Origin of the sequence: Parabacteroides sp. PF5-9, from assembly GCF_029893105.1 — a bacterium.
Taxonomy (GTDB): domain Bacteria; phylum Bacteroidota; class Bacteroidia; order Bacteroidales; family Tannerellaceae; genus JARXWG01.
In genome coordinates this window covers 182,890-208,835 of the sequence record NZ_JARXWG010000001.1, presented here as the reverse complement: position 1 = coordinate 208,835, position 25,946 = coordinate 182,890, and the positions used below count along the sequence as shown (strand labels likewise).

The window sequence follows — 25,946 nt, the reverse complement described above, 5'->3', positions numbered from 1 at the left end:
TATGCACAATACAAGAGATATATACAATCATTACATGCACTTCAAGAGCAACATCCTTACAGACACCAATCTAACTGTTAAGGATGTAGAGAGAGAAATTAAAGCATTAAATGAAAGTGAGCATTTTTTTTCAAAAAAAATAGGGGAGTCATTTTTAGGGAAGCCTATTTTTGAATGTATTATCGGACAAGGGGATATAAATATCATTGCATGGAGTCAAATGCATGGAGATGAACATACAGGGACAAAATCAATGTTTGATGTTTTTAGATTTCTTTTTAGCAACGATTGCATAGGAGCAGAAATGAGAAATATCATACTAAAAACCACGAAAATTCATTTTATACCAATGCTAAATCCTGACGGAGCCCAATTTAACACAAGAGAAAATGCTCAAAATATTGATATTAATAGGGATGCACGATCTAAAACAACGCCTGAGGGTATGCTATTGACTAATTATGCTATTCCTTCATTTAACTTAGCTCTTAATCTTCATGATCAAAATAAATATTTTTCAGCAGGAAAGACACTAAGCCCTAGTAATTTAGCGTTTTTTGCACCTCCTTATGATACATTAGACAGTTTTAATAGCTCTCGAAAGGTTGCTGGATTATTAATCGCAGATACGATAAAACAATTAATCCCATACGCTGAAAATAGAATTTCTAAATGGAATGACACCTTTGAGCCAAGGGCTTTTGGGGAGTTTTTTCAATCAAAAGGAATTTCAACTATTTTAATTGAATCTGGGTTTGAATATGACGATTCAAATAAAGAGCAAATAAGAAAATTGACTTTTTTATCAATTTTGAATATACTATATTCTATTTCAAATGAAAGATATAACAAGTGTAACATAGAAGATTATTTTACCATTCCATTAAACAGAGAAAATGGCATGTTTGATATAATCAAAAGAAATCAAAAAATTTCAATAGAAGGAAAAGATTTTCAAACAGATATTGGTTATAGAAATTCTGAAATTATATATGGAGACCTTAAAGATTATGGAGCTTATAAAGAGATATAAATGAGTGTCTAATATTTTTAGATAATCGCTGTATTGACAAGTGATGTTTGTTTCTCGTTTTTTACATTCTCAGATATTCCTAACACAAATAAAATTTTTACAATTTCAATTCCAATGTCGTTTAGTTAAGGAAAAAATCGACATCATATAAAAAAAGTTCTTTGACATTTTGGGATTAGTAAAATACGCGGTAAATTTGCCCTATAAATAAAGGGGGTATCCCTTTTCAAAAATCGAGCGATTATCGGGAAGAATTATTAACAAACATAACAGGATTAATTGATGAACAATCATTTGTCAGCCGTTCGAAAGACGGCTCAGAGGGACAATTTTCGCGAGAGCGGAAACTCCCCTTCAAATCCCTGATCGTAATGTTGTTAAGAGGAATAAAATCATCACTTCAACGGGAACTTGATTCCTTTTTCAAAACCGTATTATCTACTGACTACCATATCCGCAGTGTTACAAAAGGCGCATTAAGCCAGTCCCGGCGCAAACTCAAAGCTGAAGCATTTAAAGAGATTAATGATGTTGCCTGTTCGGGTTTTTATTCAGGTGCACCGTATCAGAAGTGGCAGGGTCATCGTTTATTATCGGTAGATGGAAGTCGCTTACATTTACCCAACCATCCGAGTGTAAAAGAAGAGTTCGGGGAATATCTGGTTGGCCGTAAAGCCTCATCGCCTGTTTCAATGGGATTAATATCCCTGCTTTATGATCCGCTAAATTTATTGACATTAGACTCACAGATTGCATCCTGGAGTGAGAGCGAACAATCGCTTTTACTCAAACACATGGATAAATTACAATCAGGAGATGTCTTGCTTGCCGATCGCGGCTATCCCGGCATCTATCTGTTTTATTTGCTCAGGAGCAAGGGTGTGGATTTTTGTTTTCGGATGAAAGAGGATTGGTGGTTACCGGTAAGAAACTTTATTGAAAGTGGCAAACGCGAAACGGTCGTTGCATTTTCTCTCCCGGCCAAAGATTACAAAAGGGAGAAAGGCGATGTGTTTAAGAAGGAGCCTTCTGTTAAATGCCGGCTTCTTTTAATTGAACTGGAGAATGGGGAAAAAGAGGTATTATGTACATCCCTGCCTGATTCATCCATTTATTCTTATGAAGTGTTTAAGAATTTGTATCATTTACGCTGGGGTGTTGAGGAAGGCTATAAACTCCTAAAAGAACGGCTGGATCTGGAAGATTTTTCAGGGAAAACGGCCAAAGCGGTTAAACAGGATTTTCATGCTAAGATTTTGATGATGACTTTATGTGCAGCCCTTTCTTTCCCCATAGAAGAAAAAGTGAGACAGGAAAGCCGGGATGAAAAAAACAACAACCTGCGCAAGCATGAAAAGAAAATCAACAGAACCTCTGCTCTAGGTGTGTTTTATGACATTGCAATAGGAATCTTTATTAAAAGAGACATTGAGAATGCATTGAAAGCTTTTGATCAACTCATGACTAAAACGTGTGAAATCATAAGACCAGACAGGACTAATCCCAGAATACATAGAACAAAAAAAGTTTACTACATGAACAAGAAGAGATTATAGCTTAACTAAACGACATTGATTTCAATTCTGGTAAACTATTAATAGCGTCTTCTTTCAATTTATCTACAGCGCGAGTATATTTTTCTGTATGTTTCAGTCCGCTATGCCCTAACAAACTGGCAACGGTTTTGATATTAGCACCATTGTTTAAGATATTCACGGCGAAAGAATGCCGGGCACAATGCCAGCTGATGTGTTTATTTATTCCGGCTCGTTTTACCCAACGTTTTACGGATTTACAGCAACTTTCATAGGAAGGAAGAGGGAAAACGGAATCATCTAAATTTCCGTCTTCCGGAGGATTGCCGATTAAAGATAGTAATCCGTCATTCAGCGGAATAACAACACCACTACTTGCAGAATGTCCTTTTGTCTTGTTTTGTTCAAATTTTAATAATCGATTAGAATAGTCTACATTTCGGAAAGTTAAGTCTTTTACATCACAGAAACGTAGCCCACAGTATAGACAAAAGATAAATGCTCGCCTTACATTTGGGTTCTCATTGTCATAGTGGCAATTTATCAAGTCTTGTATCTCTTCCATCGAAAGTACATCTTTTCGTAAGATTTGCTCATCCACCTTGCATGAGACACCCATACATGGATTTTTAGTGATAATATCATGCTCAATAGCAGAATTAATGACCTTTTTGAAGCGTTGATAAATGCTTTTTGCGCCTTCGCCTACACTTCTATTCTGTAAGTATTCAACAAAAGCCGTCATCATTTCTTTATTAAGATGTTCTGCACGAATATTAAACTCATAAACCGGATACTTCTCTTTCAAGAAGTCCTTAAACCGGCTAAGGGCAATCTGAACCATGCGTATATCTTTTTTTGTATAACTGTCAATATAAGACTGAAAATAGTCGAGGAAATTTACATTGCGTTCTTTCCGTAAACGATAGCCCCGAGTACTTTCTTTTAGTTCTTGTTCCCTTTCTGCTCGAATCTTCGTAGCCAGTGCCAATGTTTCCTTGTTCTTTTGCCTTTCAGCAGCAGTACGAGGTTTATCAAGCAAGTACAGGCTAAGATTTTCCTTTCGTCTGTGATGCTTTATTTGAGACTTGGGCTTCCCTTTCATCGCGCCACTTTCATAGTACACCTGATTGCCGTTTTCATCCAAAACAGGCTTTTCCTCCCGACCTAAATAATATTCCAAATAGAGGCTGATTCGTCCATCGGAAAGTTTATTTTGCTCCAATTTCGGGTTTTCTTTGACTTTATTTTCTATTCTTGCCATACTTTTCTGTTTTATACCGATTCAAGGTACTCAAACCGAATAGATTAATTTATTGCTGATTGTCAATGTTTTACTTTGATTGCAAAGGTAATAAATAATTCGAAATTTCAAAGTGTACTAAATGTGTACTAATTGACAAAAAACAGGCAAAAATAGAGTAAAATTGCAAACAATAGAGAATATTAATGTATTGTATTATAGCAATATATATTCTTTTTATTTCTTATTTTTTCATGGTTATGTACTGGCTCTGGGTACGCAGAAAACGAAAACCTAATTGATAATCAGTCAATTAGGCTTTTTCTGTATTCTGATTTTTCCCACATTTTCCGGGTCAGTGGTAAGACATTGAAGTAATTGTCAGGCAAGAAAAGGGCTATCGCTCATACAACCGATACATATTCCCTGGTCGTGTTTTGAGTAGATGGTTGATCTCCATCTCAAACAGGGTCAGGGACAGTTGGCTGACTGGCAACTCCAAGGCCAAAGCCAACTGATTGATATGCAACTCTTCTTCCTGCTGCAACAATGTGATGATCTTTTCTTCGGTACTATTTGCCGGGAAAAACAGCTGTGTCTGCAGAGGAGACTCTTGGGTTTTTTCGATATCCCACGACATCGCTTCAATCAGATCGGTTGCATGGGTGATCAGGGCGGCTTTATTTTTACGAATCAGGTTATTACACCCGGCTGAAGAGGTATCGTTTACCCGCCCTGGAAAAGCAAACACATCCCGTCCATAAGAAAATGCCATGTCGGCAGTAATTAGTGAACCTCCTTTTTCGGCCGACTGTACGACTACCGTCGCATCGGCCAGACCGGCTACGATACGGTTACGTTTTACGAAATTCTGTTTATCCGGATTAGTCGCGCTGGGGAAATCGGTCAGTAATCCTCCCTGTTGAAGCATCTCTACAGCAGTAGAGCGATGCGTCTGCGGATAGATACGATCCAGACCATGTGCCAATACGCCTACAGTTGGCAAACCATATTTTAAAGCCGCCCGATGAGCAGAGATATCGATCCCATAGGCCAGTCCACTGACAATAAGTGTGTCGGGCAAGAGAACGCTTAACTCATCAACCAACTTATCGGTGAGTTCCCGCCCATAGTCCGTCGCATTGCGGGTACCAACAATGCTGATAATACGCGAACCGCTTAATGAGCCATTTCCTTTGTAATAAAACAAAACCGGAGCATCCGCACATTCTTTTAACCGATGCGGATAATTTTCGTCTGTGAGAAAATAGGTTTGAATCTGATTTTCTACGATAAAATCGAGTTCTTTTTCCGCTTTTTGTAATACTTCAGGGCGTTTGATCTGAGCAGACAATACACCTCCGATTCCCGGAACTTTTTCCAGCAGTCTTTTCTTTTCCGTAAATATCGTTTCGGCATCTCCCAATGCCTCCAGCAAATGACGGGCAAGAATATCTCCTACCCCGTCAATCATAGTTAAGCCAATTTGGTAAATCATCGTATGGTCGGTTTATAGTTTCTTCAGTACCTCATCAAAGTATTCCCCCCGGGTTAATTTTCCATGTTCGACAACCACTGTTTCTACTCTCCCTTTGGCTGCCAATACCTGATCGGAAGCCCGGAAAATATCCTGATAGAAGACCAGCTTGGGTCCTTCTTTTTTCACATATAGTGAAGAGATAAAATGATCTCCACTACGCAGGGATGTTTTGAATTGTATATCCACCCGGGCAACAAAAGCATCAATCCCGTTCTCGTGCATGACTCCGAAATTCTCACCCAGCGATTCCAGAAATTCGTGACGCGTATGCTCCATATACCGTTGATAATTGGAATTATTGACCACGCCTTGCAGGTCGCATTCATAATCCCTGACTTTCATGGGTAATGTGAAATGGTATTCGTTCATTATATTATTGATGATTTATGTAAAGACAGGGCATGTCCTGTCTCTACGTTATGCATGATGTGATGATGGTTCCATTTTGTATAACCGGTCTGAGGGACGAATTTTTTCCGTCGTTTTGATGGAAAAACGTTCGCCTTTGACAGCCGTTTCTACAGACGTTAATTCGACCCGGATCTCTTCTACAGTTTGCATCAGTGCACCGGTGGTAGGGCCGGTGATCAAGATTTCATCGCCCACAGACAAAGTCCCCGATTCCATCTCAAATTCGCCAACACCCAATCCGCTGAAATATTTAATGGCTTTTGCCAGATAGACTTTTTTCTTGGTGGCGCTCGACCCATATTTACTGCTCCATTCGCCTAACCGTTGCCCCAGGTAATAACCGTCCCAGAATCCACGGTTAAAAACACTCCTCAGTTTTTCATCCCATCCGGCAATCTTCTCTTCCGAGAATGTCTTGTCGCAATAGGCACGAACAGCTTCTTTATAACATTCCGTCACAATACGGACATATTCCGGTCCACGCGCACGTCCTTCAATCTTAAATACCCTGACTCCTGCATCCATCATTTTATTCATAAAATGAATAGTTTTCAGGTCTTTAGGCGACATGATATACTGGTTTTCGATATCCAGTTCTATATTGCTGTCTTTATCCTTTACTGTATACCCTCTGCGACAGATCTGCATACAGGCTCCACGGTTGGCGGAAGCATTCATCTCGTGCAAGCTGAGGTAGCATTTCCCCGATACAGCCATACATAAGGCACCATGCGTAAACATTTCAATACGGATCAGTTCACCTTTCGGCCCTTTGATCTGTTGTGCAACGATCTCCTGATAAATAGTATGAACCTGTTCCAGATTCAGTTCACGAGCCAATACCACCACATCGGCAAAACGGGCATAGAATTTCAATGCCTCCACATTGGAGATATTCAACTGAGTAGAGAGATGTACCTCCTGTCCGATCCGGTTGGCATAATCCATCGCTGCCACATCCGAGGCTATAATCGCCGAGATCTGCGCCGCTTTTGCCGCGTCGATAATCTGCTGCATCAACTGCAGGTCTTCGCCATAGATGACTGTGTTGACCGTCAGATAACTCTTCAATCCATGTTCGCGACAGATAGAGGCAATCTTATGCAGGTCGTCTGTCGTAAAATTATGAGAAGAGCGCGAGCGCATATTCAACCCTTCGATCCCGAAATAAATCGAGTCGGCTCCCCCTTGTATGGCCGCCATCAGTGATTCGTATGAACCGACCGGCGACATAATTTCAAAATCCTTTTCGTTCAATGATCTATCGTTTTGTTTCAGTCTGCAAATATACGGGTTAGTTTCCAAAATGCGATCATTCCGGATGTTTGTGGGGATACCAATTGAATATGCACCCAATACTTATTTGACGATAGTAGCCACTTCTTCCAATGATTTACGGGGAGAAGGACCTGTTGCACCGTCGGCAGTCACATCGATAGAGGGATCTACCTGACCAATAATCAGGATCATGATCGTTTTCATCTGGGCAGGTACCTGCAATAAGGCTCTATTTTCCTCACTGTTAAGGATATCTGCACCCCCTCTTACTATTTTCGTGCCATATCCCAGAGCCGTAGCGGCAACAATCATATTTTGCGTCGCCAGTCCTGCACTAAAATCGTTATTTTCGGTACACGCAATAGCGATAGCTGCCGGAGCATTTTTAAAACCAGCCTTCGGGAATGCGGCCGATGCCGGGGCACCAGGAGGAGGTCCTGCCGGACCACTGCTCGGAGTTGCTGCGATACGTTGAATCATACTCTGGTTCAGGATCACACCAAAATGCCAGGGTTGCGAATTCATACCGCTCGTTGCACTTTTTCCAGCATTCAGGATTTGAATGATATCGCCTTCCGGCACATTGTCGTTTGTAAAATACTGCGTCGTCCGTGTGTCGGTAAGCATGGACAAGACTGTTTCTACACTATTGCCGGTTTCTACAGGCGGGGTATTTTCACTTGTGCTATTCGCGCACGAAAAGAAAAACAGATTCAGTAGCAATGTTGCTAATAATACGGAATAAAGTTTCATAAGTACGAAATTTACATTGGATATATAATACAATTATCTAATTAGCTGCATACTGTGTTATATGCGATCTTGCACCAAAACTACAAAATAATTATCAGATTCGATGCATCAACAGTCTGTTTTTATTTTTCCATGCAAAACAGGCAACTCAGTCGTAATCATTCATTTCACTCATACGTCCACCCCGTAATTTCCGCAATAAAAGGGATCAACTCCTTCGCGCCTTTCGCTTGTTGCTGTTTAGAGGGATGATAACTGGCACCATACCCCAGACTTCCGTCCTGCGGAGAAAGATCAAAGCGATAGACTTGCCGGTCGCCTCTTTCTTTGGCTTCGGCAACCACCTGATCTAACGCTTTTTTGACATCCTGCAAAGGTTTGCCCGAAAGCATCGATCCGGTCAGTAAAACAATTTTTGCATCCGGATAATGGTTTCTGACTGTTTTCAGGAAATTCCGGTAACCGTTTTCCAACAATTGTGTATCGTAAGGTTGCGTACTCGTATCATTGGTTCCCAGATTGATACACACCACATCGGGTGTATACCGGGAGAAATCCCATTGCTCCGACGGATCTTTAAAAAGGGTCTGGCCATACATCGCCGGCATACAATCCGGACTGCCTGTTTTCGACCCGCCATAATTGCGATAAATACCGATTCCCGACCGGGCAACAATCAGATTTTGTGCATCAAAGGCCCGCGCAGTAGCTGCGGCATAGGTGTAATAATGATTTTCGGTTTCATCCTTAAAAGGAGCGGTCGGGTCGGTCACTTCCGCCCCATATCCACAGGTAATCGAATTACCGATAAATTCCATTTTCCGGGAAGGTAACACCGGGGCTTGAGGCAAAGTCTTCCCTTTGTCCAAGATAAACCCTCTGAATTCAGGGCGACGCTGATACCCTTCGTAAGCCAATATAATCTTTACCGTATGTCGCCCTTCAGGCAGGTTTTGAGCCAACAGCAACACCGAATCATTTTCGGCGGCTCCCACCTTAAACGGTTCCCGCTTGTCGATCTCCACCATAAAATATCCGCTATTAGGTTTCACTTTCATCCGTAATGAAGTCCCTTCAAAAACGGTACGGATCTCTACTCCCGGATAGGTAAAACAAGGCGATTCGGGATTCGCAAAACTTACCCGCCCGATATATGCGATATGCGGATGAGAGGGAGAAATCTCTACAGATCCTTGAGCCAAGCCGGACGAAGCGCATAACACAAGAGCCAATAATACAGTCAAAAAGAGTTGCTTTTTTTGCATAATAAGTGATGTTATTCCATTTACAAACATACGAAATAACTGCTTCAGAACATCACCAATATAAATTCGTTTGACAATTGTGGAACGATCGTTTGATAATTATGAAACAATCATTTGACAATTATGGAACGATCGTTCCATAATTATCGAATGAATTTTTCTTCTCAGGCGAGCACCCTTTTTGCCTGATTCTCTTTGCTTCATGTACGCTGTTGAATAAATAATATGTAAGTTTGCAAAAAAATAATTGAGGGACAATGGCACATTATAAACGAATTTTATTGAAATTAAGCGGGGAGTCGCTGATGGGAGAAAAGCAGTACGGTATTGATGAAACGCGTTTGAATGCATATGCCTGTCAAATCAAAGAAATTGCCGAAATGGGTGTGCAGATCGGTATCGTCATTGGTGGTGGTAATATCTTTCGGGGTCTGAGCGGTGCATCAAAGGGATTCGACAGAGTGAAGGGCGACCAGATGGGTATGCTGGCTACTGTGATTAACAGCCTGGCGCTTAGTTCGGCACTGACCGCACAAGGCGTCGGTGCAAAAGTGCTGACCGCCATCCGGATGGAACCGATCGGTGAATTTTACAACAAATGGCGTGCCATCGAACTGTTGGAGCAGGGAAATGTAGTCATTATGTCCGGTGGAACCGGGAATCCTTTCTTTACGACCGACACCGGATCGGCTCTGCGTGGCATTGAAATCGAGGCGGATGTGATGTTAAAAGGGACACGGGTTGACGGGATTTATACCGCTGATCCGGAAAAGGATCCGGATGCGGTCAAGTTCGAACGGATCACTTATGATGAGATCTATGCGCGCGGACTCAAGGTGATGGATCTGACAGCGACAGTGATGTGCAAAGAGAATAATCTGCCGATTATCGTATTTGATATGGACACGGCCGGCAACCTGAAAAAGGTGATGAAAGGGGAAAATATCGGGACATTCGTACATAATTAATCTCAATGGCGGATTTTGATATTCACATCCTTGGCTGTGGCTCTGCACTACCGACTACCCGCCGGCAAAACGCGTCGCAAATCATTGATCTGCGCGATAAACTCTATATGATCGATTGCGGCGAAGGGACTCAGCTTCAGATGCGTCGCATGCGGATCCGGTTCAGTCGGTTAAATCATATTTTTATTACGCATCTGCATGGAGATCATTGTTTCGGGCTGCCTGGTCTGCTCTCTACTTTGGGGATGTTAGGACGGCAAGGGGAACTGGTGATTCACGGCCCCAAAGAGATCGAGACCTATCTTCAACCGATCTTGGATCTGTTTTGCAAAAACATGGGCTACCCGGTACGTTTTAATCTGATCGATCCGTATCAACAGACATTGGTGATGGAGGATCGATCGTTGCAGGTCTACAGTATTCCGTTAAAACATCGGATTCCTTGCTGCGGCTATCTCTTTGCCGAAAAACCCAAAGAGGCACATATCATCCGTGAGATGATCGATTTTTATCAGGTTCCGGTTCGGATGATCAAAGATATCAAACAGGGTGCAGATTATATAACACCCGATGGAACCGTTGTTTTGAATAGTCGGTTGACCCGTCCGTCGGCTACTCCTAAACGGTATGCCTATTGTTCGGATACGGCTTACGCCCCGGAGATCATCCCGTTTATCGAAGGGGTTGACCTGCTCTATCACGAAGCGACTTTTTGTGAAAGCGATCTTGCCCGTTCAAAAGAGACCTATCATTCGACAGCCCGACAAGCGGCTGAAATAGCCCGGCTTGCACAGGTAAAACGATTGATTATCGGGCACTTTTCGGCACGTTATAACGACCTGACTCCTTTCCTGGATGAAGCGCGTCAGGTTTTTACAGAAGTCAGCCTTGCCGAAGAAGGTATGGTTCTATCGCTCTAAAAAATCGTAAAAGCATGAATTTGTGCTCAAAACCTTTTCGTTTTCAAGAAAAGTTTTTATCTTTGCAAGCAATTGAGAGTCATAGATGAAGCTATTTTATCTCATATTATTCGCGCTTGTACTCCATACAGGTACTCCCGTCTTAGCAAAAGAGGGGAAGGGCGTTCATCCCTCTCAGGTTTCAAATCCGCAAAATCCGGTTCAAATAGAACTTACAGCGAAAGAGAATTTTATCATCGTCAAGAATGCTCCGGTCGGTAGTCTTTTGCAGATCTACAGCGTGGTAGGTATTAAAGTGAAAGAGATCGAGATGAAAGAGCCTTCCGGTGAATATTTCGTGAATATTGCTAAAGGGTATTATATTATCCGTATAGGTGAAACCGTCCGTAAAATCGCCATCCGCTAAGTCGACCCTCCCTGTTTAGTTTGAGATTATAAAAGAGACAGCCCATGATTTCTTTCGTGTGTGTTGTTGGCGTTCCATAAGAAATAGTCTATCTTAGCCGTTCAAAAGTGTCTTATTAATTTAATTAGCGATTAGTCTTATTTATGGAAACATCTCCCGTTTATTTTACGAATCTGCGCACGACTCCTTCGGCAAATTTACTTGTGAAAATGGAGCGCCTGGTCAAAAAAGCCGGCATCGAGCAGATCGATTTCAAAAACCAATTTACAGCGATAAAAATACATTTTGGCGAACCGGGCAACCTGGCCTATATCCGCCCGAATTATGCGGCACGCATGGCCACACTGCTCCGTAGCCTGGGGGCAAAACCGTTTCTTACGGATTGCAATACCTTATACTCCGGAGGGCGCTCCAATGCCGTTGATCATCTGAATAGCGCAATTGAGAATGGGTTTAACTCACTTTCGGCCAAATGTGTCGTAATTATTGCTGATGGTATCAAAGGAACCGATTATCGGGAAATACCGATTGATGGCGAATATTGTAAAGCACCTAAAATTGGCACAGCCATTGTCGATGCCGATGTCATTATTTCGATGAACCATTTCAAAGGGCATGAACAGACCGGGTTTGGCGGCGCCTTGAAGAACCTGGGTATGGGATGCGCCAGCGTGGGAGGTAAACTGGAGTTGCATGCGGCATCCAAGCCGGTTGTAAACAGAACAAACTGTACCGGTTGCCGGGTCTGTGTGAAATATTGTGCACATGAAGCGATTCAATTAGACAGTCAGAAAAAAGCAGTCATCGATTATGACAAATGTGTCGGATGTGGACAATGTGTAGCGCTTTGTCAATACAATGCGGCTGTCCTGGGCGAGGATGATACCTCGGAACGTTTGAATTATAAGATCGCCGAATATACCCAAGCGGTCTTAATGGACAAACCCCATTTCCATGTGAGTTTTATTATGAATGTGTCTCCCGAATGTGACTGTTGGAACCATAACGACGCACCAATAGTGCCCGATCTGGGGATTGCTGCCTCTTTCGATCCGGTGGCTTTGGATCAGGCGTGTGCCGACATGGTCACTCAGGCGCCGGTGCTCGGAGGGAATAAAATCGCCGAATCCCACGTGCACGGTACATTAGAAGGGGAAGACAAGTTCTGCCTGATTCATCCCGACACCAACTGGCAGACAGGGTTGATACATGCCGAAAAAATCGGAATCGGCAGACGCGCTTATCAATTGATCACTGTCTGATTTCGTTTATCTGCAAAAGCGGAAAGAATGCATTTATTTTAAACTATCTTTGCGTTAGTTTAAGAAGGATGAACGTTTTTGAGGGATACACCGGCATTCATATTTGGGAAGGGCAATGGATCGATGATATGATCTTTTCATTGTTACTGGCATTGCTCCTGTCGTTTGCTTTGGCGTTTCGGCTTAATTATCAGCTGTTCCTGAAAATGCTTAAAGATATTGTCTCACTGAAAAAGAGACAGAACCTCTTTGAACTACCCGCTGGCCGGTCAACGGGTAGTGAGTGGGGTTTTAAGCATTTCATGAGTCTGCAAACGTTGCTGCTTTGTAGTATCTGCCTGTTTCTATTCGCAAGGAATGAAGGACTCTTCCCTGCTCAATCAGAACGTTTTATTTTCCTCTATTTAGGATTGATCTTTTTTGTTCTGATCGTATTCTACTGGTTGAAAAGAGGAATGTATGCGCTTATAGGCTTTATCTTTTTTAAAGATGAAGAGATCAGATTATGGTATAATAGTTTTCAGGCGGTCTTTCATTCGTGGGGAGTACTGCTATATCTCCCCGTTTTCTGGATGGCTTTCTCCGGATCTTTCCGTTATGGCCCTGTTATTTTGTTTGTCATTTTATATTTTTTATGGCGTTTTGTGATTATTTTCAAGTCAATACGCATATTTCATACACAAACACATGGTGTTTTATATTTAATTTTGTACCTTTGCGGCCAAGAAATTCTGCCCTTATATCTGCTTTATAAGGGCATAGTTTATTTGTATAATTTTAGTGAAGTGATCATTTTATGGCGTTGACTATTAAAAAACTGTTGGTATCACAACCGAAGCCTACAACCGAAAAGTCGCCCTATTTCGATATCGCAGAGAAATATGGCGTAGAAATTGATTTCCGTCCTTTTATTAAGGTGGAACCATTGACAGCAAAAGAATTCAGGCAACAAAGAGTTGCTATTCTGGATTATTCTGCCGTCATATTTACTGCTCGTACAGCTATCGATCATTTTTTTAAATTGTGTGAAGAATTGCGCGTGACGATTCCGGAAACGATGAAATACTTCTGTGTGACAGAAGCGATTGCCGTTTATCTTCAAAAATACATTGTTTACCGTAAACGGAAAGTTTTTTTCGGACAGACGGGGAAACAGGAGGATCTGGTCACAGTCATAGCCAAACATGCCAAGGAGAAATACCTTATACCGGTATCAGATATCCACAAAGATGACCTGATGGTGATGTTGGATGCCAAGAAAATTGATTATACGAAAGCAACGATGTACAGAACGGTCAGCAATGAGTTTGCTAAGGATGAGACATTCGACTACGACATGTTGGTCTTTTTCAGTCCTTCCGGGATATCCTCTTTATTGAAAAATTTCCCTGATTTTAAACAGGAAAATATACGCATCGGCTGTTTTGGACCAACGACTGCAAAAGCGGTAAAAGATGCCGGGCTGAGGTTGGATGTGGAAGCACCCACTGCTGAAGCGCCATCGATGACTGCTGCTTTGGATCAATATCTGAAGAAGGAGTCGCGGAACGGTAAAAAATGATAACAAAAAGGTATACCCTTTCAAAAAAGGAACGCCTGTCGTGGAAACGTTATATTGATTTATTGTTTGCCAAAGGGCAATCATTTGTAGCGTTTCCACTGCGGGTTATTTTTTTATCTACCGACGAACCGCTTGAAGCACCAGCCGGTATTCTGATCAGTGTCCCTAAAAAAAGAATCAAGAGGGCTGTAAAGCGGAATCTGATCAAACGGCAGATCAGGGAAACCTATCGGCTTCGGAAATACGATCTAATCGAACCGCTGGCGCTTAAACAGAAACACGTACTCGTTGCCTTTCTATATATTGATAATGTCATACACCCGTTCGAAGATATAGAGAAAGCGATGACAAAAGCGATCCGTTTACTTAACGAGAAGATCAAATGAAACGTTTTCTGACAACGCTTTTTCTTCTGCCGGTCTATTTCTACAAATATTGCATTTCTCCGATGACACCGGCTTCCTGCAGATTTACTCCAACCTGTTCCGAATATGCAGTGCAGGCTTTGAAAAAACATGGCCCCTTCAAAGGAGTTGTGTTGGCAAGCAAACGCATACTGCGTTGCCATCCATGGGGAGGAAGCGGCTATGATCCGGTACCATAAACTTTTCTGATCCTCTATCAAGATGTTCTACAATATCCATACCCATCAACCTTCATCCGACAGAGAAGAGAGAGTGATCCTCAACCGGATTGTTAAGGCCACTGAAAGGGATATTGAAACAGAAGAAGACCGCATAGGGGAAAATACGTATTACTCGTATGGGATACACCCCTGGTATATAGAGAATGAAAAAGAGCAGATCCGGTTGCTCTATCAACAGATTCAACAACCACATGTCGTCGCAATCGGGGAAGCGGGTTTAGATAAACTGGCAAAGACCGATTTGCCGGTGCAGGAAAGGATTTTCACAAAACAGGCCGTCTTGGCGGAAGAATACAAAAAACCGCTGATCATCCATTGCGTAAAAGCTTGGACTGAACTGATCGCCATCAAGAAAAAAGTCAATCCGCATATGCCATGGATTATTCATGGTTTTCGCGGGAATAAAGAGTTGGCCGACCAACTGATTAAACATGAGTTCTACCTCTCCTTCGGAGCCCGTTTTAACCCGTCGGCTCTTCCTATCGCATGGCCCGATCGTTTATTGGCGGAAACAGATGATCGTGAGATCAATATCCGCCAGGTATATGCCTTGCTTGCTGAACATCTACATCTATCTATAAACGCATTATCCTCCCGTCTGACCGAAAATGTGAAGCATATCTTTTTGTTTGATTAAATAAGTCGTACCTTTGACGTCATTCTATAATCATACTAATTAACATGTTATAATTTAAATCGATGAATTTTGTAGAAGAATTAAGATGGAGAGGCATGATCCACGATATGATGCCAGGTACAGAAGAACAGTTGCAGAAAGAGATGACATCAGCGTATGTCGGCATTGACCCTACCGCCGACTCATTACATATCGGCCACCTGGTGAGCGTAATGATGCTGAAGCATTTCCAACGAGCAGGACACCGCCCGATCGCATTGGTTGGAGGAGCGACCGGTATGATTGGAGATCCGTCGATGAAATCGGCAGAACGGAATCTACTGGATGAAGCAACACTCCGTCATAATCAGGATAGCATCAAAAAGCAGTTGGCGAAGTTCCTCGACTTTGACTCGGATGCTCCCAATGCAGCTAAACTGGTCAACAATTACGACTGGATGAAAGATTATACCTTTCTGGATTTCATCCGGGATATCGGTAAACATCTTACGGTGAACTATATGATGGCCAAAGACTCCGTAAAAAAACGGTTGAGTGGAGAGTCTAATACCGGATTATCCTTTACCGAATTCTCCTATCAATTATTGCAAGGGTATGATTATCTATACTTGTATCAACATGAAGGATGCCGTTTACAGATGGGCGGCTCCGATCAATGGGGAAATATCACTACCGGAACCGAATTGATCAGACGCAAACTGGGCACTGAAGCAGATGCCTTTGCTTTAGTATGCCCGCTGATTACAAAAGCGGATGGCGGCAAATTTGGAAAAACCGAGTCGGGAAATGTATGGTTAGACCGACGGTATACTTCACCTTATAAATTCTATCAGTTCTGGCTCAATGTGAGTGATGCCGATGCGGCCAGATACATCCGTATATTTACGGCATTAAGTCAGGAAGAGATACTGGGACTGGAAGAAGAACAGGCTGCAGCAGCCCATCTACGTCCTTTACAGAAGAGACTGGCGAAAGAAATTACCGTTATGGTACATTCCATCGAGGATTATGATGCGGCAGTAGAAGCTTCTGAAATTCTGTTCGGGAATTCAACATCCGATATGCTGAAAAAACTGGATGAAGAGACATTGTTGGCTGTATTTGAAGGTGTTCCTCAGTTTGAGATTTCACGTGACCAGCTTTCAAAAGGCCTAAAAGTCATGGATCTATTGACTGAACAAGCTGCCGTTTTCCCATCCAAAGGAGAAATGCGGAAGCTGGTGCAAAGTGGAGGCGTCAGTATGAATAAGGAGAAACTGACAGACACGGATATTGTAGTGGATAGTAGCGCGTTACTAAACGATAAATATCTTTTGGTGCAACGAGGAAAGAAGAATTATTATTTACTTATCGCCAAATAAATTGAAGGAGTCAAGTCGTTATCAACTGCATAACTGCCATTTAGCAGTTGTGCAGTTGGAAAATATAACGAAAAATTTGCATCCTAAAATTAAATGGTTACCTTTGCATCGCTTTAAATAAAGCATATGTTTGTCTCATGGTGTAATGGTAGCACTGCAGATTTTGGTTCTGCCTGTCAAGGTTCGAATCCTTGTGAGACAACAAATATAGCCTAACAGTCAGACTGTTAGGCTATATTGTTTCCGTATATATGCAATTACGTTGCATAAAACGGATTACGGATTCTACCGGAATTTTCGGATCAATCTAAAAGATGGAATCGTAATTGGTAAAAGGCAAAGTCATCTTCTGTACAAATGCATATTGTTTCTTCTTTTTGTCCCACATGGCATAGTCGGCATCAATTTCAACTTGCTTATCATACCGATAACTCATCTGAGAATACGGCTCCCACGCAGAACTGCCATCATGCCAACGGTATGCCTTTTTGCTGGCGACTCTCCCATTCTCATCATAATCAAACTCATACAGCCATTCATAATGTAAAAAACCATTCTCAAAGGAATAGACCGTTTTTGACATAATTTTCCCATCCTTTTCTGTTGTATTGAATTTATACTCTTTAGGCGATAAAGCGTTTACCATGGAAGAGATCATAAAAAAGGCTATTAATACATACATAATTCTTGTTAATCTTATTGTTTTCATACTTTCATTTTTATTTGTTTAATTTTCAAGTGACCCGCTCAACCGGAGACAACAATTCTTAAGGGCGTAATAAAATCACACCTGCCAACCGTTGAATCGATGTCGGATTAAAGTATATACGCTAAAAACGGCTTGCCGTACATTTTCATAAATGCTGTCAAGTTGGTTGCCGGCATGCAAGGCCTCCTTCCTCCACAGCATAAAAGAGAAGCTTGTCTTTATTATATAGACGATCGAATAGTGCCTTCAGTTGCAGATATTCCGGGAAAAATGAAAATTATTTTTCTTTTCATGTTTTATTCTTTATGACAAAACGACCAGAGTCCGGTTCAATTTTGTAGTTTTGCCAGACAAACAACACTTCCTTAATACTAAGGAATGAACTTTTTTATACTAGAAGAACGAATTATGACTACCGAAATTTTCCAATTCTTACGCGAGTTAAGCGAAAATAATAACCGCCCTTGGTTTCAGGAAAACAAAGAACGTTATGAGACATTGCGTAAAGTATTTATCCATGAAGTCCAAAAACTCGTCGATAAAATCAGCCTTTTCGATCCGGAAGTAGCCGGATTAGAGGCGAAAGACTGCCTCTACCGCATTTATCGTGACATTCGTTTTTCTCCGGATAAAACGCCTTACAAAAACTATTTCTCTGCCTATATCGCCAAAGGAGGCCGGAAAAGTGAATATGGAGGTTATTATGTCCATTTACAACCTGATAACTGTTTGTTATCCGGCGGGATTTGGTGTCCACCTTCCAAATTACTGAAAATGCTTCGCCAGGATATTTATGATCAGATAGAAGAGTTTACGGGGATCATCGAGAAACCGTCGTTTAAAGCCGTTTATCCGAAGATTGAAGGAGAAATGCTTTCCCGTATGCCCGTCGGCTTTCCGGCGGATTCTCCTTACGGTTATATTTTGAAACATAAAGATTTTACCGTTGTTTCATACAAGCCGGATGACTATTTCAAACAAGTGGACTGGATCGACCGGGCGGTAGAAGATTTCAAGGAGTTGCAGCCGTATAACCGTTTTCTCAATTATACGGTAGACGAATATCTGGGTCGTATTTAACCCATTTTTACACGAAAGTGTTTGTAAATCAGAAAAAAACATTACCTTTGCAACCAATTTTCGAGAATTAGACAATATAAAGTCCAACTTCTAATTAAACAAACTTAGTATTAACAATTTAGAGAATGGAAAATCTTAAAAACATTCAACCCATTGATGATTTCAATTGGGATGCCTATGAACAAGGCGATTCTTACGGTGAAGTAAGCAAGGATGATCTTGTAAAAACGTATGACGACACGTTGAATAAAGTCAACGATAAAGAAGTCGTTATGGGTACCGTAACTTCAATGAACAAACGGGAAGTGGTGGTTAACATCGGCTTCAAATCAGACGGTGTAGTTCCAATGTCTGAATTCCGTTACAATCCGGAACTGAAAGTGGGCGACGAAGTAGAAGTATACATCGAAAGCCAGGAAGACAAAAAAGGACAATTGATCCTTTCACACAAAAAAGCACGCGCTACACGCTCTTGGGATCGTGTAAACGAAGCGTTGGAAAAAGACGAAATTATCAAAGGGTTCATCAAATGCCGTACAAAAGGCGGTATGATCGTAGATGTATTTGGTATTGAAGCATTCTTACCAGGTTCTCAGATCGACGTGAAACCAATCCGTGATTACGATGTATTTGTTGGTAAGACAATGGAATTCAAGATTGTGAAGATCAACCAGGAATTCAAGAACGTTGTCGTATCTCACAAAGCACTTATCGAAGCGGAACTGGAACAACAGAAAAAAGATATCATCTCGAAACTGGAAAAAGGACAAGTATTGGAAGGAACTGTCAAAAACATTACCTCTTACGGTGTATTTATCGATTTGGGTGGCGTAGACGGTTTGATCCACATTACCGACCTTTCTTGGGGACGTGTTTCTCATCCGGAAGAAATCGTTCAGTTGGATCAGAAGATCAATGTGGTTATTCTGGACTTCGACGACGAAAAGAAACGTATCGCTCTTGGTTTGAAACAGCTGACTCCTCATCCATGGGATGCTTTGGATGCAGAGCTTAAAGTGGGCGACAAGGTGAAAGGTAAAGTCGTTGTGATGGCCGATTATGGCGCATTCATCGAAATTGCTCCGGGTGTAGAAGGTTTGATCCACGTTTCTGAAATGTCATGGACACAGCACCTGCGCAGTGCTCAGGACTTCATGAAAGTGGGTGATGAAATCGAAGCTGTTATCCTGACATTGGATCGCGAAGAGCGCAAAATGTCTCTGGGTATCAAACAACTTAAAGCAGACCCATGGGAAGATATCGAATCTCGGTTCCCTGTTGGTTCAAAACACACTGCAAAAGTGCGTAACTTCACCAACTTCGGTGTATTCGTTGAAATCGAAGAAGGTGTTGACGGTTTGATCCACATTTCTGACCTTTCTTGGACTAAGAAAATCAAACATCCTTCTGAATTCACTCAGATCGGTGCGGATATCGAAGTTCAGGTATTGGAAATCGACAAAGAAAACCGTCGTTTGAGCTTAGGTCACAAACAGTTGGAAGAAAATCCATGGGATGTATTCGAAACAATCTTTACAGTAGGTTCTATCCATGAAGGTACTATTATTGAAGTATTGGATAAAGGTGCTGTGATTTCTCTGCCTTACGGTGTAGAAGGTTTCGCAACTCCAAAACATCTGGTCAAAGAAGACGGTTCACAAGCTGTTGTTGATGAAAAATTACAATTCAAAGTGATCGAATTCAACAAAGAAGCAAAACGTATCATTCTTTCTCATAGCCGCATTCATGAAGATGAACAAAAGCAAACAACAAAGAAAGAAACTGCTACAGGTGAAAAGAAAACTTCTTCAAAACGCAGCAAAAAAGAAGATGAAACAGCTATGGTAACAGGTCCGGTTGAAAAAACAACATTGGGCGATATCGAAGAGCTGGCTGCTTTGAAAGAAAAATTAGCCGGAAACGAATAATATCAGTTTTCCTTATATGAGAAAGGGCGCTCCAACCGGGGCGCCCTTTTTTTCGTTTACAAACAATCCTTATTTCTCTTCTGCGATCTGCTCTTGTTCGCCATAATAAACAGGATCTTCCACAATGCCGATCAGCCGGTTTATTTCATGTCGCATATTGGGGTCGGTAAAATAGACTTCTACCACTTTATATATATCGAATCCTTCTGTCGAGCCGGCAGCCAGCGCTAATGATTCCGTCATTTTTTTTGTTGCTTCATGGATTTTTGCTTTGTCGATCAGATGCAATTCATTCTTGTGAATTAAAGGACTACTTCCCATACTGTTTTGATTTTATAGTTTTACATTAATAATATAACCTTCCCCACGCACATTAGGTTCAGGTATCGGATGCTTAAAGATATAAATAATTCGTTACTTTTGTCGCAAAAAATAAAAATGAAAGAACTCATTATATTCGATCTGGACGGTACGCTTCTCAATACGATTGCAGATCTGGCGTATAGCACCAATCAGGCCTTAGAAAAATATGGTTTCCCGACACACGAGATCGAACTTTATCGTTTTTTTGTTGGAAACGGAATCAACAAGCTGTTTGAACGTGCCCTGCCTGAAGGGGAGAAAACAACCGAAAACATCTCACGTATCCGGGAATCCTTTTTATCGTATTATATACAACACAATACCGATTATAGTGCTCCATACCCGGGTATACCCGAACTGTTAGCGCAATTACAACAAAAGAATATACTGATGGCCGTTGCATCCAATAAATATCAGGAGGCCACCACTAAGCTTATTCAACATTATTTCCCAACAATCTCATTTATAAAAGTACTTGGACAACGTGAAAATATTCCGCCAAAACCGGATCCGTCTATTGTATTTGAAATCTTACAAACAGCCGGGATTGATAAAGAAAAGGTACTCTATGTAGGAGACTCCGGCGTAGATATGCAAACGGCACTTAATAGTGGTATCACCGCTTGTGGTGTGACATGGGGATTTCGTCCCAAAGCCGAACTTGAACAGTTTGCACCCCAATATCTCGTTGACCGGGCAGAAGAGATTCTTGCCATTATTTGACTTTTCCGCAAAAAAATACTGCTCCAACCGGTGTCGGAGCAGTACAAACACTAATCCTTTTGTGTTTTGTAAGCTGTGAGGACTAGTATGATTATTTTTTGGTGAGTATCTCTAAGGTATCTGAAGCGATCATATACTCTTCGTCGGTAGGAACCACCATCACTGTCACTTTACTATCGGGGGTACTGATCACCATCTCTTCGCCACGCATACCGTCATTCTTTGCCACATCAATTTTCATACCCATATACTCCATGTTTTCACAAACAACCTGGCGGGTTCTCCATTGATTCTCTCCTACTCCTCCGGTGAAAACAAGAATATCACATCCTCCAAGTGCAGCAGCATACGCGCCAATATATTTCCTGATACGGTAGTTATACACATCCAAAGCCATTGTTGCCCGTTTATCTCCATCAGCCACGGCCGCTTCGATATCACGCATATCCGAAGATATGCCAGATAATCCCCAGACACCACTTCGTTTGTTGATCAAATCGGAAACTCCTTTAGCGTCCAATCCTTCCCGATCCATCAGATACGCCAATGCTCCGGCATCGATATCCCCACAACGGGTTCCCATCAACAATCCTTCTACAGGAGTTAGCCCCATGGAAGTATCTACCGATTTCCCATCTTTGATTGCAGTGATCGAGCCACCATTGCCAATATGCGCAGTGATGATCTTCTGATCTTCATACCGAACACCTAATATATCACACGCACGACGGGATACATACCGGTGGCTTGTTCCATGGAAACCATATCGGCGAATCCCATATTTCTTATAATACGAATAAGGAAGACCATACATATAGGCATATGGAGGCATCGTTTGATGAAAAGCCGTATCAAACACACCCACCTGCCGGATCTCCGGCAAAAGCGAACTGATCGCCCGTATCCCTTTCAGATTGGGTGGGTTATGGAGTGGTGCCAAATCGATACATTCAACCATTTTCCCAATGACTTCAGGTGTAATTTCCACACTGCTGTTGAATTCTTCAGCGCCATGCACCACCCTGTGGCCAACAGCATCGATTTCATTGTATGATTGGATACACCCATATTTCTCATCAATAAGAATACTCAAAATAAATTCGATGGCAACCGTATGTTCCGGTAAATCTTTTTCAAGAACAACTTTTTCGCCATCGGGCAACGTAAATTTAAGGAAAGAACCGGGCATTCCCAGTTTTTCTACTCCACCCTGCGCCAGCACATCCTGGCCGTCCATATTAAAAAGTTTATACTTCACGGATGAACTTCCACAGTTCAAAACTAATATCTTCATGTTTTTCCTTTTTGTATCTCTAATTATGCTTTTTTTACAGCTTTCATACCGATGGCTTGGTTGCTGGCAATAGCAACCATCTTATATATATCGTCCACGGAACAACCGCGGGAAAGATCATTCACCGGAGCAGCCATTCCTTGCAGGATAGGGCCTACCGCCTCTGCATCACCTAAACGTTCGACCAATTTATAGGCTATATTTCCGACTTCCAGTGAAGGGAATACCAAGACGTTGGCTTTTCCGGCAATCTCGCTATTCGGAGCTTTACGGGCACCAATTGCAGGCACAAGCGCTGCATCGGTTTGCATCTCTCCGTCAATCTTTAAAGCCGGATCCATCGCTTTAGCCAGGCGGGTAGCCTCAACCACCTTGTCGATCATTTCATGCGAGGCACTGCCTTTGGTCGAGAAACTCAACATCGCCACACGCGGTTCTACTCCGACAATATCTTGCGTAGTCTTCGCCGTAGCCACAGCGATCTGAGCCAGTTCGGATGCTGTCGGATTGGGAATAACGGCACAATCGGCAAACACTAAAATGCCGTTTTCTCCATAACTTTTGTTTTTTACAAACATCAGGAAAGCACCGGAGACACTACTGATTCCCGGAGCCGTTTTGATAATTTGCAGAGCCGGACGAAGTACATCCCCGGTTGTATTTAATGCTCCCGCGATTTCACCGTCGCCATCACCCGCCTTGATGATCAAACAACCTAAATAAAGCGGATCTTCCACTATCACAGCCGCTTTCTCAAGGGTCATCCCCTTCTTCTGACGCAATTGGTAGAGTAATTCAGTGTAAGCTTCTTTTTTTGCATGGTTCTTCGGGTCAATGATCGTGGCCTTGGGAATATGAACTAAACCAAAATCATTCGCTAATCGATTGATTTCATCGGGATTGCCAATCAGAATAATATCAGCCACCTCATCGGCAATTAAACGGTCGGCTGCTTTTAGCGTTCTTTCTTCCGTTCCTTCAGGAAGAACTATTCGCTGTTTGTTTGCTTTTGCACGTGCAATAATGTCTTGCATCAAATCCATGGAGAGAATTTTTTTATTGGTTACCGTATTTGATCACAAAAATAGGCAAAATGCAATATAGAGTTTGCAGAATTGGTGATATATTTTCATGTCGAGCTGTCAATTTAGTCGCATTTAACTAAAATTCACAACTTCTCTCTCTCCGGATAAAATTTCATGTAACTCTTCTGCCGATACATTAACTGCCAGTTTTCCACTGTGGGCAACAGAAATTTTGCCACGTTCTTCCGAAACAATGATCACTAATGCATCTGTTTCCAATGACATCCCTAAACCGGAACGATGTCTTAATCCCAGTTCTTTGGGAAGTTCGGCATGCTGGGGCACCGGCAGGATACACCCTGCTGCTTTTATCCGGTTGTCTGCAATGATCATGGCACCGTCATGCAAAGGGCTGTTCTTAAAAAAGATATTTTCAATCAGACGTGCATTCACATCCGCATTAAATATTTCTCCCGTATGCGCGTATACGGTAAGATCCATATCCTGTTGAATAACAATTAATGCTCCGGTCTTTTTGCGTGCCATATTCATACAAGCCAATGATACCGGGGCAATATATTTATGGGAACTCCCCTGTTCCTCTTTTTTAGAGAACAGATTGGTAAACTTTTTCCAACCCCGATGCGAGCCCAGAGCAAAAAGAAAACGGCGTATTTCATCCTGGAATAAAATAACCAGTACGATGAAACCAAAACTGATAAATTTATCCAGAATTGCCCCCATTAACCGCATTTCAAGAACTTGAGAAACCAGTATCCATACCACCAGAAAAGAAACGATACCGCTGAAAATAGCTATCGTACCCGATCCTTTCATCAGTTTGTATGTCTGGTAAAGAAAAAAAGCGACTAAAAGAATATCAATCAGGTCTTTTATTCCAAAATTTAACCACATAATCATTCAAATTGGTTCCTGTTATAGTTCACAGTCGACTGTTAATATTTTTTCGGTAATCTTGACAGCTTCAACCGCACATTTCACATCATGTACGCGGAGAATATCTGCACCATTCAACAAAGCAAAGGTATTCAATACCGTTGTTCCGTTGAGACTCTCCATCGGCGTTCCATCCAACAACTGATAAATCATTCGTTTACGGGATATACCGACCAACAAAGGGAGGTCAAACAGTTCAAAACGTTTCAGTTGTTGCATCAACAGATAATTCTGATCCATTGTTTTACTAAAACCAAAACCCGGATCAAGAATAATATCATTAACTCCCAATAAGCGTAACCGGTCGACTTTTTCCGCAAAATAGCGAAGTATCTCCTCCATAAAATGGGTATAGTCGGTATACTGCTGCATCGTTTGCGGCGTTCCTCGCATATGCATCAGGATGTAGGGCACCTGCAAAGCCGCCACTGTCTCAAACATGTCGGGATCGAGTTGACCACCCGATATATCATTGATGATCGCCACCCCAAATTCTTTGACACATCTTTCTGCAATTGCCGCCCGGAAAGTATCCACCGACAAGGTGACATCCGGATAATGGCGGTTGATGATCGTTAAAGCAAAAGCTAACCGTTCCATCTCTTCTTCGGGAGAGACTTCGACCGCATCCGGTCTTGAGGAATAACCCCCGATATCAATGATACGACCTCCTTCAGTGAGGATTGTTTCTACACGCTCCTCTATATCGGATTGCGTTTGTTTACGGCTTCCGGCATAAAATGAATCGGGAGTGATATTCAATATTCCCATGACCAACGGCGGAGTCAATGGTGTTAATTTGCCTTTAATATTCAGCGTTTTATCAATCATTTAATGTGACTTTTCGACAAAAGTACAATTTTATTGATGAAGATTTAAAGAAAGGGGTATGGATTTGTTCATTTTACAGAAAATAAGGAGACGAGGGCGCCTTCGTGCATAAATCCAATCAAAAACCGTCACGTCGCTGACGGTTTATTTGAGACGTAATGAACACTTTTTTGTTAGAGGTACGTCTAAATTGTTTTAGAGGTACCTCTAAACTGAT

General features: G+C 41.9%; 27 protein-coding genes. 15 read left to right on the top strand and 12 right to left on the bottom strand.

All coding sequences use genetic code 11. From position 1 onward, the window contains the following. Window position 1 precedes the first annotated feature (1 nt). Together M2135_RS00980 and M2135_RS00975 are read left to right on the top strand one after the other, a co-directional pair. On the top strand, window positions 2-1,033 hold the full coding sequence (locus tag M2135_RS00980; RefSeq protein WP_280746692.1) for a M14 family zinc carboxypeptidase: 1,032 nt from the start codon (window positions 2-4) through the stop codon (window positions 1,031-1,033). A 194-nt stretch (window positions 1,034-1,227) separates the two neighbouring features. Continuing rightward, entirely contained in the window at window positions 1,228-2,589 is a 1,362-nt protein-coding gene (locus M2135_RS00975) for an IS4 family transposase (protein WP_348537096.1), read from the top strand. A gap of 1 nt (window position 2,590) precedes the next feature. On the opposite strand, the gene M2135_RS00970 is transcribed toward M2135_RS00975, so the two are convergent. The 6 genes from M2135_RS00970 to M2135_RS00945 form a co-directional block, all read right to left on the bottom strand. Continuing rightward, window positions 2,591-3,832, bottom strand: coding sequence for a site-specific integrase (locus tag M2135_RS00970; protein ID WP_280746691.1), 1,242 nt, complete (start codon window positions 3,830-3,832; stop codon window positions 2,591-2,593). A 376-nt stretch (window positions 3,833-4,208) separates the two neighbouring features. Next, window positions 4,209-5,309 carry a DNA-processing protein DprA gene (gene dprA, locus M2135_RS00965; protein ID WP_280746690.1) on the bottom strand — a complete coding sequence of 367 codons (1,101 nt, stop codon included), beginning with the start codon at window positions 5,307-5,309 and terminating at the stop codon, window positions 4,209-4,211. Window positions 5,310-5,321: 12 nt separating this feature from the next. Continuing rightward, window positions 5,322-5,720: an acyl-CoA thioesterase gene (locus M2135_RS00960; protein WP_280746689.1), complete on the bottom strand. Its 399-nt coding sequence runs from the start codon at window positions 5,718-5,720 to the stop codon at window positions 5,322-5,324. A gap of 48 nt (window positions 5,721-5,768) precedes the next feature. Then, on the bottom strand, window positions 5,769-7,019 hold the full coding sequence (locus tag M2135_RS00955) for a peptidase U32 family protein (protein WP_280746688.1): 1,251 nt from the start codon (window positions 7,017-7,019) through the stop codon (window positions 5,769-5,771). A 102-nt stretch (window positions 7,020-7,121) separates the two neighbouring features. Next, window positions 7,122-7,793, bottom strand: a complete 672-nt coding sequence (locus M2135_RS00950) for a nitroreductase family protein (protein ID WP_280746687.1) — start codon at window positions 7,791-7,793, stop codon at window positions 7,122-7,124. Between the two features lie 167 nt (window positions 7,794-7,960). Then, complete coding sequence (locus M2135_RS00945; protein ID WP_280746686.1) at window positions 7,961-9,058, bottom strand: SGNH/GDSL hydrolase family protein; 1,098 nt, start codon at window positions 9,056-9,058, stop codon at window positions 7,961-7,963. A gap of 257 nt (window positions 9,059-9,315) precedes the next feature. On the opposite strand from M2135_RS00945, the gene pyrH reads away from it, so the two are divergent. The 10 genes from pyrH to tyrS all read left to right on the top strand — a co-directional run bounded on the left by pyrH (window position 9,316) and on the right by tyrS (window position 16,819). Continuing rightward, complete coding sequence (gene pyrH, locus M2135_RS00940) at window positions 9,316-10,026, top strand: UMP kinase (protein WP_280746685.1); 711 nt, start codon at window positions 9,316-9,318, stop codon at window positions 10,024-10,026. 5 nt (window positions 10,027-10,031) lie between these two features. Next, complete coding sequence (locus M2135_RS00935; RefSeq protein ID WP_280746684.1) at window positions 10,032-10,946, top strand: ribonuclease Z; 915 nt, start codon at window positions 10,032-10,034, stop codon at window positions 10,944-10,946. A gap of 85 nt (window positions 10,947-11,031) precedes the next feature. Further along, entirely contained in the window at window positions 11,032-11,352 is a 321-nt protein-coding gene (locus M2135_RS00930; RefSeq protein ID WP_280746683.1) for a hypothetical protein, read from the top strand. Window positions 11,353-11,495: 143 nt separating this feature from the next. Continuing rightward, window positions 11,496-12,614: a DUF362 domain-containing protein gene (locus tag M2135_RS00925; RefSeq protein WP_280746682.1), complete on the top strand. Its 1,119-nt coding sequence runs from the start codon at window positions 11,496-11,498 to the stop codon at window positions 12,612-12,614. A 68-nt stretch (window positions 12,615-12,682) separates the two neighbouring features. Then, entirely contained in the window at window positions 12,683-13,420 is a 738-nt protein-coding gene (locus M2135_RS00920; RefSeq protein WP_280746681.1) for a DUF4271 domain-containing protein, read from the top strand. After that, window positions 13,417-14,175, top strand: a complete 759-nt coding sequence (locus M2135_RS00915; protein ID WP_280746776.1) for a uroporphyrinogen-III synthase — start codon at window positions 13,417-13,419, stop codon at window positions 14,173-14,175. Before M2135_RS00920 ends, M2135_RS00915 begins: the two co-directional genes overlap by 4 nt. Then, window positions 14,172-14,561 (top strand): ribonuclease P protein component, encoded by a 390-nt coding sequence (gene rnpA / locus M2135_RS00910; protein ID WP_280746680.1) that lies wholly within the window; start codon window positions 14,172-14,174, stop codon window positions 14,559-14,561. Before M2135_RS00915 ends, rnpA begins: the two co-directional genes overlap by 4 nt. Next, complete coding sequence (gene yidD, locus M2135_RS00905; protein ID WP_280746679.1) at window positions 14,558-14,779, top strand: membrane protein insertion efficiency factor YidD; 222 nt, start codon at window positions 14,558-14,560, stop codon at window positions 14,777-14,779. The genes rnpA and yidD overlap by 4 nt, the downstream gene beginning before the upstream one ends. Window positions 14,780-14,801: 22 nt before the next feature. Then, on the top strand, window positions 14,802-15,458 hold the full coding sequence (locus tag M2135_RS00900; RefSeq protein ID WP_280746678.1) for a TatD family hydrolase: 657 nt from the start codon (window positions 14,802-14,804) through the stop codon (window positions 15,456-15,458). A gap of 62 nt (window positions 15,459-15,520) precedes the next feature. Beyond that, window positions 15,521-16,819, top strand: a complete 1,299-nt coding sequence (gene tyrS, locus M2135_RS00895; RefSeq protein WP_280746677.1) for a tyrosine--tRNA ligase — start codon at window positions 15,521-15,523, stop codon at window positions 16,817-16,819. 307 nt (window positions 16,820-17,126) lie between these two features. On the opposite strand, the gene M2135_RS00890 is transcribed toward tyrS, so the two are convergent. Then, the gene (locus M2135_RS00890; RefSeq protein WP_280746676.1) at window positions 17,127-17,528 is read right to left on the bottom strand and encodes a DUF3836 domain-containing protein; all 402 of its coding nucleotides are present in this window, start codon (window positions 17,526-17,528) and stop codon (window positions 17,127-17,129) included. A gap of 408 nt (window positions 17,529-17,936) precedes the next feature. On the opposite strand from M2135_RS00890, the gene M2135_RS00885 reads away from it, so the two are divergent. Beyond that, the gene (locus M2135_RS00885) at window positions 17,937-18,608 is read left to right on the top strand and encodes a DUF2461 domain-containing protein (RefSeq protein ID WP_280746675.1); all 672 of its coding nucleotides are present in this window, start codon (window positions 17,937-17,939) and stop codon (window positions 18,606-18,608) included. Window positions 18,609-18,733: 125 nt separating this feature from the next. Beyond that, complete coding sequence (gene rpsA / locus M2135_RS00880) at window positions 18,734-20,536, top strand: 30S ribosomal protein S1 (protein ID WP_280746674.1); 1,803 nt, start codon at window positions 18,734-18,736, stop codon at window positions 20,534-20,536. 69 nt (window positions 20,537-20,605) lie between these two features. Here the strand turns inward: rpsA and M2135_RS00875 are convergent, their stop codons facing one another. After that, window positions 20,606-20,857, bottom strand: a complete 252-nt coding sequence (locus tag M2135_RS00875; RefSeq protein ID WP_280746673.1) for a hypothetical protein — start codon at window positions 20,855-20,857, stop codon at window positions 20,606-20,608. Window positions 20,858-20,974: 117 nt separating this feature from the next. On the opposite strand from M2135_RS00875, the gene M2135_RS00870 reads away from it, so the two are divergent. Further along, complete coding sequence (locus M2135_RS00870; protein ID WP_280746672.1) at window positions 20,975-21,622, top strand: HAD family hydrolase; 648 nt, start codon at window positions 20,975-20,977, stop codon at window positions 21,620-21,622. A 91-nt stretch (window positions 21,623-21,713) separates the two neighbouring features. Here M2135_RS00870 and M2135_RS00865 read toward each other — a convergent pair whose 3' ends face one another. The 4 genes from M2135_RS00865 to folP form a co-directional block, all read right to left on the bottom strand. Further along, window positions 21,714-22,916 carry an acetate kinase gene (locus M2135_RS00865; RefSeq protein ID WP_280746671.1) on the bottom strand — a complete coding sequence of 401 codons (1,203 nt, stop codon included), beginning with the start codon at window positions 22,914-22,916 and terminating at the stop codon, window positions 21,714-21,716. A gap of 23 nt (window positions 22,917-22,939) precedes the next feature. After that, complete coding sequence (gene pta, locus M2135_RS00860) at window positions 22,940-23,959, bottom strand: phosphate acetyltransferase (RefSeq protein WP_280746670.1); 1,020 nt, start codon at window positions 23,957-23,959, stop codon at window positions 22,940-22,942. 114 nt (window positions 23,960-24,073) lie between these two features. Further along, window positions 24,074-24,856 carry a diadenylate cyclase CdaA gene (gene cdaA, locus M2135_RS00855; RefSeq protein WP_280746669.1) on the bottom strand — a complete coding sequence of 261 codons (783 nt, stop codon included), beginning with the start codon at window positions 24,854-24,856 and terminating at the stop codon, window positions 24,074-24,076. Window positions 24,857-24,877: 21 nt separating this feature from the next. Next, window positions 24,878-25,729, bottom strand: coding sequence for a dihydropteroate synthase (folP, locus tag M2135_RS00850; RefSeq protein WP_280746668.1), 852 nt, complete (start codon window positions 25,727-25,729; stop codon window positions 24,878-24,880). Between the last annotated feature and the right edge of the window lie 217 nt (window positions 25,730-25,946).

Bases quoted from the DNA above. Each gene is read 5' to 3' on its own strand.
- M2135_RS00980 (WP_280746692.1), top strand. From the start codon at position 2: ATGCACAATACAAGAGATATATACAATCATTACATGCACTTCAAGAGC.
- M2135_RS00970 (WP_280746691.1), bottom strand. From the start codon at position 3,832: ATGGCAAGAATAGAAAATAAAGTCAAAGAAAACCCGAAATTGGAGCAA.
- dprA (WP_280746690.1), bottom strand. From the start codon at position 5,309: ATGATTTACCAAATTGGCTTAACTATGATTGACGGGGTAGGAGATATT.
- M2135_RS00960 (WP_280746689.1), bottom strand. From the start codon at position 5,720: ATGAACGAATACCATTTCACATTACCCATGAAAGTCAGGGATTATGAA.
- M2135_RS00950 (WP_280746687.1), bottom strand. From the start codon at position 7,793: ATGAAACTTTATTCCGTATTATTAGCAACATTGCTACTGAATCTGTTT.
- M2135_RS00945 (WP_280746686.1), bottom strand. From the start codon at position 9,058: ATGCAAAAAAAGCAACTCTTTTTGACTGTATTATTGGCTCTTGTGTTA.
- pyrH (WP_280746685.1), top strand. From the start codon at position 9,316: ATGGCACATTATAAACGAATTTTATTGAAATTAAGCGGGGAGTCGCTG.
- M2135_RS00935 (WP_280746684.1), top strand. From the start codon at position 10,032: ATGGCGGATTTTGATATTCACATCCTTGGCTGTGGCTCTGCACTACCG.
- M2135_RS00930 (WP_280746683.1), top strand. From the start codon at position 11,032: ATGAAGCTATTTTATCTCATATTATTCGCGCTTGTACTCCATACAGGT.
- M2135_RS00925 (WP_280746682.1), top strand. From the start codon at position 11,496: ATGGAAACATCTCCCGTTTATTTTACGAATCTGCGCACGACTCCTTCG.
- M2135_RS00920 (WP_280746681.1), top strand. From the start codon at position 12,683: ATGAACGTTTTTGAGGGATACACCGGCATTCATATTTGGGAAGGGCAA.
- rnpA (WP_280746680.1), top strand. From the start codon at position 14,172: ATGATAACAAAAAGGTATACCCTTTCAAAAAAGGAACGCCTGTCGTGG.
- yidD (WP_280746679.1), top strand. From the start codon at position 14,558: ATGAAACGTTTTCTGACAACGCTTTTTCTTCTGCCGGTCTATTTCTAC.
- M2135_RS00900 (WP_280746678.1), top strand. From the start codon at position 14,802: ATGTTCTACAATATCCATACCCATCAACCTTCATCCGACAGAGAAGAG.
- tyrS (WP_280746677.1), top strand. From the start codon at position 15,521: ATGAATTTTGTAGAAGAATTAAGATGGAGAGGCATGATCCACGATATG.
- M2135_RS00890 (WP_280746676.1), bottom strand. From the start codon at position 17,528: ATGAAAACAATAAGATTAACAAGAATTATGTATGTATTAATAGCCTTT.
- M2135_RS00885 (WP_280746675.1), top strand. From the start codon at position 17,937: ATGACTACCGAAATTTTCCAATTCTTACGCGAGTTAAGCGAAAATAAT.
- rpsA (WP_280746674.1), top strand. From the start codon at position 18,734: ATGGAAAATCTTAAAAACATTCAACCCATTGATGATTTCAATTGGGAT.
- M2135_RS00875 (WP_280746673.1), bottom strand. From the start codon at position 20,857: ATGGGAAGTAGTCCTTTAATTCACAAGAATGAATTGCATCTGATCGAC.
- M2135_RS00870 (WP_280746672.1), top strand. From the start codon at position 20,975: ATGAAAGAACTCATTATATTCGATCTGGACGGTACGCTTCTCAATACG.
- M2135_RS00865 (WP_280746671.1), bottom strand. From the start codon at position 22,916: ATGAAGATATTAGTTTTGAACTGTGGAAGTTCATCCGTGAAGTATAAA.
- pta (WP_280746670.1), bottom strand. From the start codon at position 23,959: ATGGATTTGATGCAAGACATTATTGCACGTGCAAAAGCAAACAAACAG.
- cdaA (WP_280746669.1), bottom strand. From the start codon at position 24,856: ATGTGGTTAAATTTTGGAATAAAAGACCTGATTGATATTCTTTTAGTC.
- folP (WP_280746668.1), bottom strand. From the start codon at position 25,729: ATGATTGATAAAACGCTGAATATTAAAGGCAAATTAACACCATTGACT.